Below are 16977 nucleotides of genomic sequence, written 5' to 3'. Positions count from 1 at the left end.
GGAGGCGATCACCGTAGCGGATTTCGCGAGGGCTATTGACATGCGTCTCAGCGATTGAGAACGTTCTCACTCAAGCGAGTGAGAACCTTCCCAGTCACAGGAGACCGTGTGGAGCCACGCTTGATTCGCCTGGTGGCCGTCGGGGACAACGTCGTCGACCGCTATCCCGATCTCGGCGTCATGTATCCGGGCGGCAACGCCGTGAACGTCGCCGTGCACGCCCGCCGTACGGGCGCCGAGTCGGGCTACCTGGGCGCGGTCGGCACCGACGAGGCCGGGCGCGTGGTGCGCGACGCCCTGGCCGCCGAAGGCGTGGACCTGTCACTGCTGCGGACGGTGGACGGGCCGAACGCCTTCGCCACCGTCCGTCTCGTCGCGGGCGAGCGCAAGTTCACCGGCGGGCGCGAGGGCGTCTCGCGCTTCCGCCTCTCCCCCGCGGATCTGGTACGGCTGGCGGCGGCCGACATCGTGCACACCGGCGAGTGCTCGTTCCTGGAGGGCCAGCTCGACCAGCTGGCCGCGCACACCAGGCGGCTGTCGTTCGACTTCTCCGAACGCCCGTGGGACTACGTCGAGGAGCATGCCCGGCACGCCGGGATCGCGATCCTGTCCAGCCCGTCCGGCTCGCGGGAGGAGGCGCTCGCGCTGGCGCGGCGGGTCAGGGCGCTGGGCCCGGCCACGGTGGCGGTCACCCTCGGCGCCCACGGCGCCGTCCTGGTCTCTGAAGCGGCCGAAGCCGCCGAAGCCGCCAGAGCCGCCAGAGCCGCTGGAGTCTTAGAGGGCGACGAGGACGTGGTCGCCTGGGGTGCCGCCGAGGCCGTCGCCGTGGTGGACACGCTCGGCGCCGGTGACGCGTTCATCGCCCGCCTGCTGGTCGGCCTGGCCCGCGGCGAGGACCTGGCCGCGCTGGCCGTCGCGGCCACCGCCTACGCCTCCCACGCCTGCACCTCCTACGGCGCCTTCGGACACGAAGCCCCCCTGCCAAGCACCAAGGAGACTCCATGAACACGCATCGCTGGACCGCCCTACTGCTGGGCACGGCGCTGGTCACCGCCGGTTGCGGGGGCGGCTCGGCCGGCGCGCCCGCCAAGGCCGACCTGTCCGCGCCCAAGGACAAGTCGGGCACCCTGACGATGGTCACCAAGTTCGCCGATCCGAAGTACGCGCCTTACTTCGAGAAGGTCGTGGCGGCGTACAAGGCGGCCAATCCGAAGGTGGACATCAAGCTCGAGCAGGTCGGCGACCAGCCGTACAAGGACAAGATCCGGGTGCTCACGGCGTCGAAGGACCTGCCGGACATCTACTTCTCCTGGGCCGGCGACTTCGCCAACAAGTTCGTCCGGGCCGGGCTGGCCGCCGACCTGACCGGCGTCATCGGGCCGGACACCCCATGGGGCTCGACGTTCGCGCCGGCCGCGCTGAAGGCGTTCCAGTACAACGGCAAGTACTACGGCATGCCGGTCGACCTCGACGGCAAGTACCTCGCCTACAACAAGGCGGTCTTCACCAAGGCGGGCGTACAGGTGCCCAAGACGTTCGAGGAGTTGCTGACCGCCTGCGACACGCTCAGGTCCGGGGGCGTGCAGCCGATCGCCTTCGGCAACCAGTACGGCTGGGCGGCCATCCACTTCATCACCCAGCTGAACACCTACGACGTATCCCCCAAGACGCTGGAGACCGACTACGCCCCGGCGACGGGCGCCTTCACCGATCCCGGGTACGTCACGGCGCTCAAGCAGTTCGGCGATCTGGTGTCCCGCTGCGGCACCAAGGACGCCAACGGGCTGTCGCACGAGACCGCGCAGGCGCAGTTCCTGTCCGGGAAGGCGGCCATGCACTACCTGGAGTCGGTCGAGTTCGACGTGCTCGATAGGTCGGAGCTCGACTGGAGCTTCCTGCGCCTGCCTGCCCCGGCGAACGCCCCTGGCGACACGAACGCGCTGACCGGCGCCCCCGACGGCTTCCTGGTCAACGGCCAGAGCAAGAACGCGGGCCTGGCCGTGGACTTCCTGAAGTTCCTGTCCAGCAAGGAGAACGCGGCCACGATGACCAAGGACATCGGCTGGCTCAGCCCGGTCAAGGACTCGGCCACCTCCGCGAACTCCTACCCGCAGCTCACGGACGCCCTGCGGGACATCGGCCAGGCCGGCAGCTTCGCCATCTGGCTGGACACGATCACCAACGCCGAGGTCGCCGGCGCGTACCTGTCCGGAGTCGAGGGTATGCTGTCCGGCTCCCGTACTCCCGAGCAGGTCATGGCCGGCGTCCAGAAGGCGGCGGCCAAGGCCAGGAAGGAAGTCGGGTGACCGTGGTGAGGCGGTGGCGGACCTGGGCCTGGGTGCTGCCCGCCGTCGTCCTCCTGCTGGTGTTCGTCTACTACCCGATCGCCGACAACCTGCGGCTGAGCCTGTTCTCCTGGAACGCCTTCTCGCCCGAGCCCCGGTTCGTGGGCCTGGACAACTACGCCGAGGCGTTCGGCGACCCGGTGTTCTGGCGGGCGCTGAGCAACAACGCCGCCTACGCCGTGGTCTCACTGGTCTTCCAGGGCGGCCTGTCGCTGGTGCTGGCCGCGCTGCTGGAGGAGCTCGTCGGGCGGCGGACGCGCGGCCTGCTGCGCACGCTGTACTTCATCCCGGCCGCTATGTCGATCACGGTCGTGGGCGTGCTGTTCTCCTTCCTGTACAACCCCCGGTACGGCCTGCTGAACGAGGCGCTCAACGGCCTCGGTCTCGGCCACCTGGCCAGGGCCTGGCTGGGCGAGGAAGGCTCGGCCATCTGGAGCGTCATCGCGATGAGCCAGTGGCAGTCCGTCGGCTACACCGCCGTGCTGTTCGTGGTGGCCATCCAGCGCATCCCCCGCGAGTACTACGAGGCCGCCAAGGTCGACGGCGGCGGCCCGGTGCGTACGTTCTTCTCCATCACGCTGCCGATGGTCAGGGAGATGACGACGCTGGTGGTCATCCTCACGATCTCGGGCGCCTTCCTGGTGTTCAACGAGGTCATGGTGATGACGGCCGGCGGTCCTGACAACTCCAGCCAGGTGCTCGGCACGTGGCTGTACCGCAAGGCGTTCATGGAGGACGACATGGGCTACGCGGCCACCGTGGCCACGGTGATCTTCGTCATCACGTTCGCCATCGCGGCCGTACAACTGGCCGTGTCCCGCCGCCGGAGGTACGACTCGTGATCTCGACCAGCCTGATCCGCCCGGCCGTGGTACGCGCGGAGGCTCCCATACGGCTGCGGGCGGTGGCGGGGCGGCTGCTGGGGTGGAGCCTGCTGGCCGGGTTCGGGATCGCCGTGCTCTATCCGGTGCTGTGGATGGTGCTCAGCGGGTTCAAGGACAACCAGGAGATCTTCAACCAGCCGTGGGGGCTGCCCGGCGAGCTGCGCTGGGACAACTGGGCGCGGGCCTGGGACCTGGGGGTCGTCCGCTACTTCACCAACAGCGTGATCGTCACCTCGGCGTCGATCGTGGCCACGACACTGATCAGCGCGTGGGCGGCTTACGGGATGTGCCGGTTGCGGCTGCCGTTCGGGAACGGGGTGGCGTTGCTGGTGCTGGGCGGGCTGCTGCTGTCGCCGACGGTGGCGCTGATCCCCCTCTTCCGCCTGCTGACGTCGATCGGGCTCTTCGACACGTACTGGGCATTGATCGTGCTTTATACCGCTTTTCGGGTGCCTTTCACGATTTTCCTGATTCGGGCGTACATGATCGAGCTGCCGCGCTCCGTGGACGAGGCGGCCACCATCGACGGCGCGTCCACCACGCAGATCTTCTGGCGGATCATCCTGCCGATGTCGCGGCCCATCCTGGTGTCGGCGGCGCTGCTGCAGGCGCTGTTCGCGTGGAACGAGTTCGCGTTCGCGCTGGTGTTCGTCAGTGACGACTCGCTGAAGACGCTGCCGGTCGGGCTGATGGCCATGCAGAGCCGCCTGCTCACGGACTGGCCGGTGATGATGGCGGGGCTGACCATGGCCGCGCTGCCGACGATCGTGCTGTTCCTGATCGGCCAGCGCCAGTTCCTGCGCGGCCTCACGGAAGGGGTGGGCAAGTGACCCAGGACCTCCTGCCACACTTCCCCCAGGGGTGATCGTGCTTCTGTCCGAGGCAGAGCTGGGCGACCTGCTCGCCACCTTCACCACCAGCGCATTCCGGTTCGAGCTCCGCGAGCGCTACAACAGCACCGTGGGCGCCGAGCCGTTCCGCAAGTGGCAGGCCGGCGAGTCGGACGACTACGCGTGGCATCGGTCTTGGGTGGAGAAGATCAGCCGCGACGTCGCATCCGGGAAGACCTGGCAGCGAGTCCGCATCGTGTCCGTGCCGCCGTCCGACTACACGAGGTACGGCATCAAGGTGGCTCAGCTCGTTGTGAAGGGCGGGTGAGCCCGGCTGGGTGCCGGGCGCAGGCTGCGTCGGCTCTCGACTCTCGGCGCTCGACCCCTGCCCGGCTCCCGGCTCCTTGGCACTCGGCTCTCGGCTCTCGGCTTCCCGCCTGCTACGGCTCGGGGAACAGCTCCGGCAGGGCCGTCCTGGCGATCGGGCGGAGCCGCTCGGCGTGCTCCTGCTCCACCGACCGGTACGGCCAGCGGACCCGGGTACCGATGTCCGCCCAGCCACCGACATGGGCGAGGAACTTGTCAAGCGCCGGATTGGCGTAGCCATCGGACGCCAGCGGCTGGACGTGCTCGGCGAAGAACAGGCCGATCCGGCGCTCCACGTCGCGCGCCGCCGCCGGGTCGGTGCGCATGAGGTGCTGCCAGGCCATGGCGCCGGTCGGGCTGAACGCCGCGATGTTGGAGTAGGACCCCGCCGCGCCCAGTTCCGTACCGGTGGCGAGGGTGTGCCCCGCCACGAACACCGGCAGCTCGGCCGCCTCGTTCCCCATCTCGCGATACCAGCCCGCATCGCCCCCCGCGACCTTCACCCCGACCAGCGCGGGAACCCGTGCGGCCAGCATGCCGAAGTCGGCGGGCGTGAGGCGGGTCTTGGCGTGCGGCGGGTTGTACAGGACCAGCGGCACAGGGTCGGCGACCTCGGCGACCCGCTCGAGGAAGGCCACCACCTCGGCCAACGACGGCGGCGCCCAGTCCGGCAGGATCACCTGGATGGCCCCGGGGTGGAGCTCACGGGCGAGCTCCACCCGCCGCAGGCAGGTGGTGGCGCTCATGTGACTGGCGCCTATCTGGTACGGCAGGCCGGCGCAACGCTCCGCGAGCAGCTCGTTGACCTGCTGGTATTCCTCGTCGGTTATGGCGTGGAACTCCCCCGCCGTGCCGTGGGCGTACACGCCGTCCAGTCCCGCCACGGCCAGCCGGTCCAGCTCGTCGGCCAGCCGGGCGAAGTCGATGGAGTCGTCGGGGCGGAGCGGCAGCAGGATGGTGCCCCACGTGCCACCGAGGGTCTTTCGCGTAAGAAGTGGCGTCATAGGCCGAAATACCATCAGATATCGGTGCGACAGGGACAGGCGATCCAGGAAGCAGGACCGGTCGTCAGCCCACCCCGACTGCCGACAGCGTGGAGCCGGTGCGCGCCTTGGACACCCTGAGCTGCGCCGGGATCCTCGATCGCAGCTCGGCGACGTGGCTGATGATGCCGACCGCCCGCCCTCCGTCGCGTAGCCCGTCGAGGATGTCGAGCACGCCGTCGAGCGTGTCCTCGTCGAGCGTGCCGAAGCCCTCGTCCACGAAGAGCGTGCCGATCTCGGCGCCACCCGCTTCGGCGGTCACCACGTCGGCCAGGCCGAGCGCGAGGGCCAGCGAGGTGATGAAGCTCTCCCCACCCGACAGCGTGGCCGGGTCGCGATCGACGCCCGTCCACCCGTCGGCCACGCGCAGCCCCAGCCCGCCTCCTGAACGCCCCCTCGCCCCGGCCGTCTTCCGCAGGTCGTGCCGCAGCAGGTAACGTCCGGCCGACATGTGGTCGAGGCGCTCGTTGGCGGCGTCGACCACCTGCCGGAGCCGTTCGCCGAGCACGAACGACGACAGGCTCATGTTCCACTGGTTGTCGCTCGACGTACCGCTGGCCAGCGCCGCCAGCCGCTCGGCCAGCCGGTGCCGGTCGGCGGCGGGCTGCCACCGCTCGATGCACGCGGCCAGCTCCGCGCCCAGCTCGGCCACCCGTTCCTCCCGCCGCGCGGCCCGGTCCCTGGCCGACGCCAGCGCCGTGTGCGCCTGCTCGGCCTCGTCGCGCGCCGCCTCGGCGGCGGCCAGATCGGGTACGTCCTGCCGTGCGGCGGCCACCAGTTCGGGATCGGCCAGCGTGCTGGTCACGGCCGCGTGCTGCGCGTCGAGCCGCCGCAGCAGCTCGGCCTTGCCGTCCCGCTCATACTCGCTCCTGGCGGCGGCCTCCACGTCGGCCACGTCGCCGAACCCCGCCTCCAGAGCCACCCGTACGGCCGCCTCCACCGCGCTGACCCGCTCCGCCTCGGTGGCGACGGCCGCCTGCGTGGCTTCCAGGGCCTCCCGTAGCAGTTGGGCCTCGTCGTTCAGCCTGGACAGGCGGGCGGTGAGCGTGGGGTCGTCGCCGCGCGCGCTGTCGAGCCGCGCGGTGAGCCGCCCCGTGTCACCGCTGAGCTCCTCTTGCCTGGTACGGCAGGCGGCCAGGCGGGCGGTGACCCGGCGCGCCCGCTCTTCCAGCGCCACCCGCTCCTGGCTGAGCCCGGCGGCCTCCCGCGCCAGCCCGGCCTCCCGCCCGGCCGACTCCCGAAGCCGCTCCACTTCCTCCTCGACCACGGCCAGCACGGAGGGCGCCAGCTCGGTATCGACGTCGGCTGCACCGCGAACCCGCGTGTCGGTGTCGAGGAGGCCGCTCTGGAGGAGGCGGGTGACGATGCGGGCGCGTTCGGCCTGGAAGTGGGTGCGGTGGGTGCGGTGGGCCGTGAGTAGTTCGCCGAGCTCGCGGGCCTGGTCCCGGACGCGGTCGCGCTCCGTCTCGACGCGGTCCAGCTCGGCGGCCAGTGCGGGCTCGCGTTCGGCGATCGCCTCCAGGCGGGCCAGCTCCTCCTTGGCCTGGAGCGCCGCGGTCTCCGCGGTGCCGGTGTCGAGGCCGCCCGCCGCCGACACGGCGTCGGCGTGGCGGGACTCCAGGGAGGCGAGTGCGCGTTCGGCCGCCTCACGTTCGGACAGGGCCGCCTCGTGGGCTCGCTCCGCTGCCAGCTCGTCGTCGGCGGACGGTGCGCTGGGGGCGGGCGAGGCCGGGTGGGGGTGGTCGGCGGAGCCGCACACGGAGCACGGGCTGCCGTCGGACAGGTCGCGCGCCAGCTCGGCGGCCATGCCGTCGATGCGTGCCTGCCGTACGTCCAGCCAGTGCTCGCGCAGGCCCTGGGCCCGGTCCACCAGCGACTGGTGGTCGGCGGCGGCGGACTCCAGCTCGGCGGCCATCGCCTCGGCCCGGTGGGCGGCATCTCGTACGGCCCTGGCCGCGTCGAGTGTCGCGACGGCGGCGGGGATGGCGGCCGTCTCGGCACGTACCTCGGCGAGGCGGGCATTGACGTCGGCCAGCCGTACGGGCAGCTCCGCGTCGGCGGCGGCCACCTCGGCCTCGCGTTGGGTGAGCCCGTCGAGCTCCGCGGCAAGGCCGGCCAGCTCCCGGTCGACGGCGATCAGCTCGGCCGCCGCGGTCCGTACGGCCTCGGCCGCCGGGATCCTGGCAGCGTCCAGCCGGGTCCGCGCCAGCTGGCGTTCGGCCTCCTCGACGAGCGCGGGCAGGGCGGCGAGCCGGGTGGCGGCGGTCTCGTCCTCGGCGGCGAGCCCGGTCAGCTCATCCTCCACGCGCTGCAGGTCCCGGCGGACGACCAGGAGCCTGGCTTCCTCGGTGAGCAGCTCCGACAGGCGGGCGATCTCTGCCTGCCGGTCTCGCTCCATGGCGTGCAGCCGCTCGGGCTCGACCCAGCCGACCAGACTCGGTCCGCTGGGCGGGGTGGCTTTCAGCAGGGGGTGGGCGCGGGCGACGGCGTCCGTGGCCAGGGAGTGGGCCTTGGCGGCGGCTTCGGCGCGCTGGCGGGCGGCCCGGATGAGCGGAAGCACGCGGTCCGCGCGAGCGGCGTCGTCGAGGATGGCCTGGAGCTCGGCGCGTTCCTCGGCTCGCTCGTCGAGGGTGCGGCGCAACGTCAGGGCCTCGGCGTGGCGGCGCTGGCGGTCGGCCAGCGACGTCGCCTGCTCGAAGCGGGAACGCGCCGAGCGCAGGGCGTGCCCGGCCGCCGCGTGTTGCTCGGCCGTCCGGACGACGACGGCGCGGGCGGCGGCGAGCAGCGCTCCGGCCCACCCCAGCGGGTCGGTGTCCGAATCAGGCGGCTCGACATCGGCACCGGGCGCGGCGACGCCAGCACCAAGCACGGCGGCATCGGCACCGGGCGCGGCAGCACCAGACGCGGCGGCATCGGCACCGGACAGGGCGACGTCAGCGGCGAGCGCGGCGCCGGCGTCCGCAGCCGAGAGGTCGCCTGCCGCCTCCTCCAGGCGCTGGATCGCGAAGTCCACCTGCTGCCGCAGCTCCTGCTGATCCCGCCAAGCCGCCTTGCGGTGCTCGGCCAGCCAGGTCTCCGTCTGGGTGAACACCTTCACGGTGAACAGCCGCTCCAGCAGCCGCCGCCGGTCATCCCCATCGGCGCGCAGGAACCTGGCGAAATCCCCCTGCGGCAGCATCGCGACCTGGCAGAACTGGTCGGCGTTCATGCCGAGCAGCCCGCCCACCAGGTCGCCGGCCTCGTCGGAGCGGGTCGTCAGGCCGTGCCAGGCGGACCCGACCCGTTCCTCGACGATGACCTTGGCCTTCTCCTCGGTGAACCCGGACCCGCGCAGCTTGGGCCGCTGCCACACCGGAGAACGCTGGATGCGCAGTAACCGGCCCCGCAGCGACACCTCAAGCGAGACCGAGGGCCCGACGGACGGCGGGGCGTGGTCGCAGCGCAGCGCGCGGGCGCTGTTGCGCTGGCCAGGGACCTGGCCGTAGAGGGCGAAGCAGAGGGCGTCGAGGATCGTGGTCTTGCCCGCGCCCGTCGGCCCGTGGACGAGGAACAGACCCGCCTCCGCCAGCGCGTCGAAGTCGACCGTCTCCGAACCGGGGAAGGACCCGAAGGCCGTGAGCGTGAGCCGGTGCGGCCGCATCTACGCCATCGTCTCCTTCACCCTGGATGCCTCGACCGCCTGTCTTAGCAGGTCTTCCTCGTCAGGTCCGGCAGGCTCGCCGCGTACTTCCCGAATGAAGTCGAGCGCCACCTCCGCCTCCGGGCGGCCGCTGAGGCGGGCGGGCTGGGAGACGGGAGCGCCGCCTGAAGGCTCGAAGGACAGCGCCAGCGTGTGGGGGAAGCGGGCGCGCAGCCGATCCATGGCTGATTTGGGGCGGATCGCGTCGGTCAGTATGACCTGCAGCCAATGGTCTTCCACATCGTCGTATGCCGAGGAGGTCAGCAGGTCCTCCAGCTGACCGCGCAGGCGGCCGATCGGCCGGGGCACGGGCGCGGGCACGAAGTCGATCTCCGAAGAGCCGAGCGTGACCAGCCACGACCCCTTCTTCTGGTTGACCTCCGAGAAGGAGTAGGCCAGGGGGGAGCCGGAGTAGCGGACCGTCTCCGACATCCGCTGGCGGCCGTGAAGGTGGCCGAGCGCGACGTAGTCGACCCCCTCGAAGGCCGACAGCGGCACGTGCGCCACCCCGCCCACGCTGATGTCGCGCTCGCTGTCGCTGGCCTCTCCCCCGGTGACGAAGGCATGGGCCAGGACCACCGAGTGGCGGTGCCGCGGGGCGTCGGCGCGGATGTGCGCCATGGCGTGGGACAGCGCGGCGGTGTGGCTGCGGTCGGGCAGCTCCCAGGGGCCGCGCACCAGCTCGGGCTCCAGGTAGGGGATGCCGTAGAAGGCGACGTCGTCCACCAGCACCGGCTCCCAGGCGCGGGACGGATCGGTGCGCAGGTGGACCCCGGCGGCGTCGATCAGGTCGGCACCGAACCCGAGCCGGCGCGCCGAGTCGTGGTTGCCGCTGATCAGCACGGTGCGGGCGCCGGTGCCCATCAGGCGGCGCAGCGCGTCGCCGCAGAGCGCGACCGCGTCGACCGGCGGCAGGGCGCGATCGTAGACGTCGCCCGACACCACCACCACGTCGACCCGCTCGGCGCGCACCGTCTCGATGAGGTGGTCGATGAACGCGGCCTGACCTTCGAGCAGGCTCTCGCGATGGAACGAACGCCCCAGGTGCCAGTCGGAGGTGTGCAGGATCCGCATTCGCAGGAAGCTAACAGGTCTCACCGACAAATGCGGTCCCCTGCGTCACACGCCTCAGGAGTAAGCTGAAAGATCGGCAGGCAATTCAACCCACATGGGGAGGCCGATGCGCACTGGCCGTGGCACCGTGAGCGTCGCCGCAGGTTTGGTGCTGGTGGCCCTGGCCGCCGTCGGCTACGTTCTGCCACCCGCGTTCAACCCTGCGCCACTTCAGGCCGATCACACGATGCAGGCGCTGCCGCCCCAGCCCGCGAACGAGTCGCGGCCTGTGGTCGCGGCGGTTCCCGTGCACCAGGAGGAGATCTCGCTCCCGGCTGAGGGGCAGACACTGTTCGGCACGGTCCGTGCCCCCACGACGCCGGGACGGCATCCGGCGATGGTGTTCGTGTCGGGGTCGGGCAACGGCTCGCGGACGGAGTTCACGCCGCAGGCGGAATTCCTGGCCAAGGCGGGCGTGGTGACGCTGGCGTTCGACAAACGGACGGTCGGCTACAACTTCCGCGACCGGGACTTCGGGCTGCTCGCCGACGACGCGCTGCGCATGGTCGAGTACATGCGCACGCGTCCCGATGTGGACCCCGCGCGCACCGGGCTGTGGGGAGTCAGTGAGGGCGGCTGGGTGGTGCCCATCGCGGCGGCCAAGAGCCGCGACGTGGGGTTCGCGGTGCTGGTCTCGTCGCCGAACGTATCGCCGCTCAGGCAGGTGGCCTGGGCACTGAACGAGCAGCTGCAGCGCCTGCGCGCCCCGATCGGCGTGCGCGACCTGCTCACCAGGGCGATGGGCGGGGTGGGCTTCAACTTCCTCCGCTACGACGCGATGCCCGCGCTGCGCCAGATCAGGCAGCCGGTGCTGGCCTTCTACGGGACGATGGACCCGTCCATCCCGTTCGTGGAGTCGTCCCAATCCCTGATCACCGCGCTCAAGTCGGCGGGCAACGACCAGTACACGATCCGCTTCATGGACAAGGCCGACCACGCCATGCGGATCAGCGGCGGCCCGTTCGCGCACGGCTACCTGGAGACGCTGGCGAACTGGATCATCGGCCTGCCCGGCACGGCGCGGCCCCCGCTGCACGTGGCGGGCACGACGCCGGTGCAGCGCTTCGAGGCCAGCGACGTCCCCGCCGCTCCGTGGTACGCGGGCGGCACGATGCTGGGGCTGACCATCTGCCTGGCCGCCGTCGGCTACGTGGCGGGCCCTGTGGCCGCGATGGTGGTACGCCTGCGCGGCCGTCGGCAGACCCCGGCCGACACGAACGCCAGGCTCTGGCCGCCGATCAGGCGGCGGCTGCGCCGGATGGCGTGGACGGGGCTGGGGCTGCTGGTCTCGGTGCTGGCGTTCATCACGGTGCTGGTGCTGTTCTCGGTGAACCAGGCCGGGGCTTGGCCGGCCGTGCTGGCCGGCTGGCTGGTAGTGCGGGTGCTGGCCGTACTGATGCTGGTGCAGGAGGTCACGGCGGTGGCGGCGGTCGTGGCGGGGCTGCGGGAGGGCCTGCGGCCGAGCCGCTGGCAGCATGTGGCGATCGCGGGCGTGCTCGGCGGCACGGGGCTGCTGCTGGTGGCGGCGGCCTACTACGGGCTGTTCGCGTTCCCCTGGTAAGGGAGACGTTCAACCACCGGTCTGGTGGACGAAGGCGTTCAGCCAGCGGTCGATCTCGGCGAACACCTGCTTGCGCACCGGCTCGGCCGACAGCACCAGGTCGTGCATGCCGTCGGGGATGCGTACGCAGGTGACGTGCGGGCCCACGCAGGTGGCCCAGCGGGCGATGTGGCGGGGATCGAGTACGGTGTCGGCCGAGCGGGCTTCGGGGACGAAGTCGCGTACCCGCAGGCCCGTGGCCGAGGCGAGCACGAGGACCGGCACGTCCACGGCCAGCCCGGCGTGCAGCCGCCGCTGCGCCCGGCGGATGGCGGCCAGCCAGGTGGCGTGCACCGAGAAGCCGCCGAGCGGCTTGAGCTCCAGATCGTAGTCCCATTCGCCCTGTTCGGTGCGGTGCAGGCTCTGGCCGTAGGCAATGTTGACGCCCAGCGGCAGCGCCCGGCTGGAGTACGACAGCGGCGTCTTGAGCAGGTCGGCGGCCAGGCGGAGCGGAGCGGGCACGTTCAGGTCGAAGAACGGGCTGTTGAGCACGAGCCCCTGCACCAGGCCACGGCCGCGGACGCGGTCGGCCCACAGCGGCGCGACCAGGCCACCGGTCGAGTGCGCGTTGATCGTCAGCTCGTCGTGGTCGCGCCTGATGACGCGCACGGCCTCGTCGATCTCCGGGAAGTACTCCGTGACGCTCCTGACCAGGCCCCTGGTCTGGTGCGGCAGGAGCGACCTGCCGTACTTGCGCAGGTCGAGGGCGTAGAAGTCGATGCCGCGGCCGAGGTAGTGGTCGGCGAGGTGGTCCTGGAAGAAGTAGTCGGTGAACCCGTGAAGGTAGAGCACCGCCCTGCGGGAACCGGCTCGGCGGGAGATCAGCGTCGCTACGACGTCGCCTTCGAAGTCGGGCGGCATGGACAGAACGGTGGTGTCGTACATGCTAGACACGATAAGGATTGACCGGCCATGACGGCACACCGCCGGGCAGGTCCTCACTGATCTTCATCGGGAACTCGGCCGGCCGCTTCTCCAGGAACGACGTCACCCCCTCCACGGTGTCGGGCGCGGACCCGAGCTCGGCCATCAGCCGGGAGTCGGCCGCGTGCGCCTCCCAGGGCGACGAGGCCGACAGCCCCGACCACATCAGCCTGCGGATCGCGGCGACCGACACGGCGGAGGTGTTGTCGGCGATCTCCCGGGCCAGCGCGTAGGCGGCGGGCAGCAGTTCCCCGGCGGGCAGTACGCGGGACACCAGACGGCCTTCCAGCGCCTCTGAGGCGGGGAACACGCGCCCGGTGGCCACCCACTCCATGGCCTGCGCGATGCCGACGAGCCTGGGCAGGAACCAGCTCGACGCGGCCTCGGTGACGATCCCCCGGCGGGCGAACACGAAGCCGAACGTCGCCGTGTCGGCGGCCAGCCTGACGTCCATCGGCAGCGTCATCGTGACGCCCACGCCGACGGCCGGGCCGTTGATGGCACCGATGACCGGCTTGAGCGACCGGGCGATGCGCAGCGCGACCGTGCCGCCGCCGTCGCGCGGCGCGCCGTCGACGAGTTCGCCTTCGCCGGGCTCGCGGTGGCTGAAGGTGTCGCCGCCACCGCCCAGATCAGCCCCGGCACAAAACGCCCGGCCCGCGCCGGTGACCACGACGGCGCGTACGTCGTCATCGGCGTCCGCGAGGTCGAACGCCTTTATCAACTCTCCGCGCATGGCAAAGGTGAAGGCGTTCAGCCTCTCGGGGCGCTTCAATGTGATCGTGGCGACCCGGCTGGTCACGCCGTAGTCGATCTGGGAGAAGGACATAGGCCGAATCTTATTCGGTTACCAATGTTCACTCTCCCCTAAAGACATATTTCGCATTCTGTCCGTAGGCTGCCGCCTCGATTCGGCCTACGGTGAGGTTCGCGGGGAAACGGGGATGGCGTGAAGCAGGCAAGGAAACCGGTGAGCGCCGCGGCGGTTCTCGGCTGGCTGGTGCTGGCCGCGCTCGCGCCCGGGGCGGCGCATCTGCGGGCCGGATGGCGCAAGACGGGTCTGATCCTGCTCGGCTGTTACGCGGCGGGGCTGCTCGCACTTCTCGCCGTCAGGCTGAGCACCGACAACCTGCTGGGCGATCTGACCCAGGACAGCTGGCTGACGGGCATCACCGCCGGCGCCGTCGTGCTCGGGGTGGCGTGGTTCGCGCTGATCGTCCACTCGTTCGTCGTGCTGCGGCCCGGCAGTCTGCCGCAGGCCGGCCAGGTCCTGGCGGGCACGTTCGCGGGGCTGCTCGCCGTGGTGGTCGTGCTGCCGTTCGGGATGCTCACGAGCTACGTCTGGACCTCCCGGGAGACGCTCAACAACATCTTCGTGAACGAGGACACCCCCGACCCGCAGGCCGAGGAGACGACGGCCCGCCCCGAGGACCCCTGGGCGGGCCGTACGAGGGTGAACATCCTGCTCATCGGCGGCGACGCCGACGACAACCGGGTCGGCGTACGCACCGACAGCATGAACGTGGCCACGGTCGACGTGAAGACCGGCAACACCGTGCTGGTCAGCCTGCCGCGCAACCTGGAGAACGTCCGGTTCCGTCCGGGCACGCCGATGGCCCAGCACTTCCCGAACGGGTTCCGGCTGCCGCCCGACCCCGGCGGCGGCCGCAGCGACCTGCTCAACAGCGTCTGGGAGTACGCCGACGCGCACCCCGAGCTCTTCGGCGGCAAGCAGCACCAGGGCCCCCAGGTGCTGATGGACACGATCGGCTACACCCTCGGGCTCAAGGTCGACTGGTACGCCCTGGTCAACATGTGGGGGTTCGCCCGGCTGATCGACGCGATCGGCGGAGTCACGCTCACCATCGAGCAGGACGTGGTGTTCGGCCGGTACAACGAGGGCCTGGTCAAGGCGGGCACGCGCAAGCTGAAGGGCGCCGACGCGATGTGGTACGCCCGCTCGCGTACCTACAGCGATGACTTCACCCGGATGCGCCGTCAGCGGTGCGTGATCGGCGCGCTGCTCGACCAGGCCGATCCGGCGACGGTGCTGACCAGGTTCAACCGGATCGCCGGGGCCACCAAGGAGCTGATCAGGACCGACATCCCCCGGCCGATGCTCAAGCACCTGGTGCCGCTGGCGCTGCAGGTCAAGAACGCCAAGGTGACCAGCATCCAGTTCGTGCCGCCGCTGATCAGCACCGTCTCCCCGGACTGGGCGAAGATCCGCGCCATCACCGACAAGGCCATCCGCGATTCGGCGGGCGGCCGGCCAGTCGCGGCCACGGCCTCCCCGGAGTCGACACCTAAGTCCACCAAATCGCCATCCCCCAAGAAGAAGGAGAGCGACCCCACCAAGACCCTTACCGAGGGCTGCGGCTCGCTGTGACGATCCGGCCGACCGGCGCGCCACCGCCGAGCACGGCCACGCTCTCGAACGCGGCGGCCGAGGACACCTCGCAGCCCATCTCGCGCAGCACGGACAGGGCGATGACCGTGGTGGCGCGCGGGCTGCCGTCGATGACCTTCACCGCGACCGCGTGCCCGGACTCCATCGCCACGACCAGCACGCCTTCCGCGCCGCCCTTGGCCAGGGCGCCGGGCAGGGCGCGCATGAGCTCGGTGTTCTGGTGGCCGGTCCCGCCGACGTACTCGGGGTGCTCGCGCATCGCGTCGGCGACCTGGCGCGGCGCGCTGCCGGGCGCGGCCAGCACGAGCGCCTGGACGGCCCGCGCCAGGCCGGTCAGCGAGAGCCCGAACAGGGGCGCCCCGCAGCCGTCCACGGCCACGTGGGCGGCCTTCTCCCCCGCCAGCTCCTCGGTGATCGAGCGCACCCGGCGCTGCACCGGGTGCTCGGCGGCCAGGTAGGAGTCCACGTCCCAGCCGTTGGCCACGGCGGCGGCCAGCATCGCGGCGTGCTTGCCCGAGCAGTTCATCCGCTCGCGGGAGACGCCCTGGTCCTGCCTGATCAGCGCGTGCATGGTGGCCTGGTCCTCGGGCCAGCTCGCCGGACAGCCGAGCGCCCCGAAGTCCAGCCCGTAGTCGGCCAGCAGCTCGCCGACCAGCCGTACGTGGAAATCCTCGCCCGTGTGGCTGCCCGCGGCGATCGCCAGGCGCGGCCCGCTCAGGGCGGCGCCCGCGACCAGGCAGGCCAGCGCCTGGAACGGCTTGGCCGACGAGCGGGGCAGCACCGGCGCCTCGACCCGGCCGAGTTCGACCGCGGCCCGGCCCGACGGGTCGAGGCCGACGGCGCTGCCGTAGTGGAGGCTCTCGACGAATCCGGAGCGCACGACCTCGGCGAGGAGGGCGAGTTCAGGCACGAGCGAATCTCCTTCTGGTTCTGGTTCTGGGGATGGCGGGGGCCGCGCGCCGGCGAGCCTCCAGCGTACGGGCCAGTTTGGACAGCGAGGCGTTGACCACCAGGTAGACCAGTGCGACGACGAGGTAGGTCTGGATGAGGTAGCCGTTGTAGGCGGCCAGGACCTTGCCGCTGTAGAGCAGCTCGGCGTAGCTGACGACGAACCCGAGCGCGGTGTCCTTGAGCAGCCCGACCGACTGGCTGACGATCGACGGCAGCACCCGGCGGGCGGCCTGCGGCAGCACGATCAGGCGCATGGTCTGGCCGTGGGTGAGGCCGACCGCCAGGCCCGCCTCGCCCTGGCCACGCTCGATGGAGCGGATCCCGGCGCGGAAGATCTCGGCGAACGCCGCCGCGTTCGACACCGACAGCGGCACCACGAGCTTCCAGAACAGCGGCAGGTCCAGCCCGTACTTCGGCAGCGCGAACAGCACCACGTACACCAGCAGCAGCGCCGGGATGGTCCTGACCACCTCGACGTAGCCGGCGGCGGGGACGCGCAGGAAACGGTGGCGCGACAGCCGGCCCAGGGCCAGCACCAGCCCGAGCGCCATCGCCAGCGCGGCCGAGACCACCGCGGCCAGCGCGGTGGACCACAGCCCGGTCAGGAGGTAGCGCCACATGGGCCAGGTGGCGTACGGCTGCCAGCGCGCGGCGTCGAGCTGCCCGTTGGCGGCGAACTGCCGGACGGCCAGCGCGAGCAGCGCGAGGGCGGCGAGCGTGCCGGCGACGGTCGCGATCCGGATGCGCCGCCGCGCCCGGGGGCCCGGCTCGTCGAACAGAGCGGTGCTCATGGCCTTACCCCCGTGCTCTCTTGGAATCGCCGGTGCTCATC

General features: G+C 71.3%; 14 protein-coding genes. 7 read left to right on the top strand and 7 right to left on the bottom strand.

Annotation, left to right across the window (positions count from 1 at the left end):
* Positions 1-108 precede the first annotated feature (108 nt).
* The 5 genes from AB0H88_RS09390 to AB0H88_RS09370 are packed head-to-tail and all read left to right on the top strand — an operon-like array spanning position 109 to position 4387.
* A complete protein-coding gene (locus AB0H88_RS09390; RefSeq protein WP_357642810.1) occupies positions 109-1005 on the top strand; it encodes a PfkB family carbohydrate kinase in 897 nt (298 codons plus the stop codon).
* Positions 1002-2306: an extracellular solute-binding protein gene (locus AB0H88_RS09385; protein ID WP_357642809.1), complete on the top strand. Its 1305-nt coding sequence runs from the start codon at positions 1002-1004 to the stop codon at positions 2304-2306. Before AB0H88_RS09390 ends, AB0H88_RS09385 begins: the two co-directional genes overlap by 4 nt.
* Positions 2303-3187, top strand: a complete 885-nt coding sequence (locus AB0H88_RS09380; protein ID WP_357642808.1) for a sugar ABC transporter permease — start codon at positions 2303-2305, stop codon at positions 3185-3187. The genes AB0H88_RS09385 and AB0H88_RS09380 overlap by 4 nt, the downstream gene beginning before the upstream one ends.
* Entirely contained in the window at positions 3184-4059 is an 876-nt protein-coding gene (locus AB0H88_RS09375; protein WP_357642807.1) for a carbohydrate ABC transporter permease, read from the top strand. The genes AB0H88_RS09380 and AB0H88_RS09375 overlap by 4 nt, the downstream gene beginning before the upstream one ends.
* A 31-nt stretch (positions 4060-4090) precedes the next feature.
* Positions 4091-4387: a DUF6879 family protein gene (locus AB0H88_RS09370; protein ID WP_357642806.1), complete on the top strand. Its 297-nt coding sequence runs from the start codon at positions 4091-4093 to the stop codon at positions 4385-4387.
* Between the two features lie 112 nt (positions 4388-4499).
* Here AB0H88_RS09370 and AB0H88_RS09365 read toward each other — a convergent pair whose 3' ends face one another.
* The 3 genes from AB0H88_RS09365 to AB0H88_RS09355 all read right to left on the bottom strand — a co-directional run bounded on the left by AB0H88_RS09365 (position 4500) and on the right by AB0H88_RS09355 (position 10221).
* Positions 4500-5429 (bottom strand): dihydrodipicolinate synthase family protein, encoded by a 930-nt coding sequence (locus AB0H88_RS09365; RefSeq protein WP_357642805.1) that lies wholly within the window; start codon positions 5427-5429, stop codon positions 4500-4502.
* A gap of 64 nt (positions 5430-5493) precedes the next feature.
* Positions 5494-9108: an SMC family ATPase gene (locus AB0H88_RS09360; RefSeq protein WP_357642804.1), complete on the bottom strand. Its 3615-nt coding sequence runs from the start codon at positions 9106-9108 to the stop codon at positions 5494-5496.
* The gene (locus tag AB0H88_RS09355) at positions 9109-10221 is read right to left on the bottom strand and encodes an exonuclease SbcCD subunit D (protein ID WP_357642803.1); all 1113 of its coding nucleotides are present in this window, start codon (positions 10219-10221) and stop codon (positions 9109-9111) included.
* Between the two features lie 106 nt (positions 10222-10327).
* On the opposite strand from AB0H88_RS09355, the gene AB0H88_RS09350 reads away from it, so the two are divergent.
* A complete protein-coding gene (locus AB0H88_RS09350) occupies positions 10328-11821 on the top strand; it encodes a prolyl oligopeptidase family serine peptidase (protein WP_357642802.1) in 1494 nt (497 codons plus the stop codon).
* 9 nt (positions 11822-11830) lie between these two features.
* Here the strand turns inward: AB0H88_RS09350 and AB0H88_RS09345 are convergent, their stop codons facing one another.
* Positions 11831-12745 (bottom strand): alpha/beta hydrolase, encoded by a 915-nt coding sequence (locus tag AB0H88_RS09345; RefSeq protein WP_357642801.1) that lies wholly within the window; start codon positions 12743-12745, stop codon positions 11831-11833.
* 1 nt (position 12746) lies between these two features.
* On the bottom strand, positions 12747-13613 hold the full coding sequence (locus AB0H88_RS09340; protein ID WP_357642800.1) for an enoyl-CoA hydratase-related protein: 867 nt from the start codon (positions 13611-13613) through the stop codon (positions 12747-12749).
* Positions 13614-13754: 141 nt separating this feature from the next.
* Here AB0H88_RS09340 and AB0H88_RS09335 point away from each other — a divergent pair, with 141 nt between their 5' ends.
* The gene (locus tag AB0H88_RS09335; protein ID WP_357642799.1) at positions 13755-15173 is read left to right on the top strand and encodes an LCP family protein; all 1419 of its coding nucleotides are present in this window, start codon (positions 13755-13757) and stop codon (positions 15171-15173) included.
* Here the strand turns inward: AB0H88_RS09335 and AB0H88_RS09330 are convergent.
* Complete coding sequence (locus AB0H88_RS09330; RefSeq protein WP_357642798.1) at positions 15148-16104, bottom strand: asparaginase; 957 nt, start codon at positions 16102-16104, stop codon at positions 15148-15150. The genes AB0H88_RS09335 and AB0H88_RS09330 overlap by 26 nt on opposite strands.
* Entirely contained in the window at positions 16097-16936 is an 840-nt protein-coding gene (locus AB0H88_RS09325; protein WP_357642797.1) for an amino acid ABC transporter permease, read from the bottom strand. The genes AB0H88_RS09330 and AB0H88_RS09325 overlap by 8 nt, the downstream gene beginning before the upstream one ends.
* Positions 16937-16977: the final 41 nt, after the last annotated feature.

It is taken from the genome of Nonomuraea sp. NPDC050680 (genome assembly GCF_040654555.1).
In the GTDB taxonomy this organism is placed as follows: domain Bacteria; phylum Actinomycetota; class Actinomycetes; order Streptosporangiales; family Streptosporangiaceae; genus Nonomuraea.
Note: the sequence above shows the minus strand (reverse complement) of the source record. Positions and strands in the feature narration are given on the sequence as shown.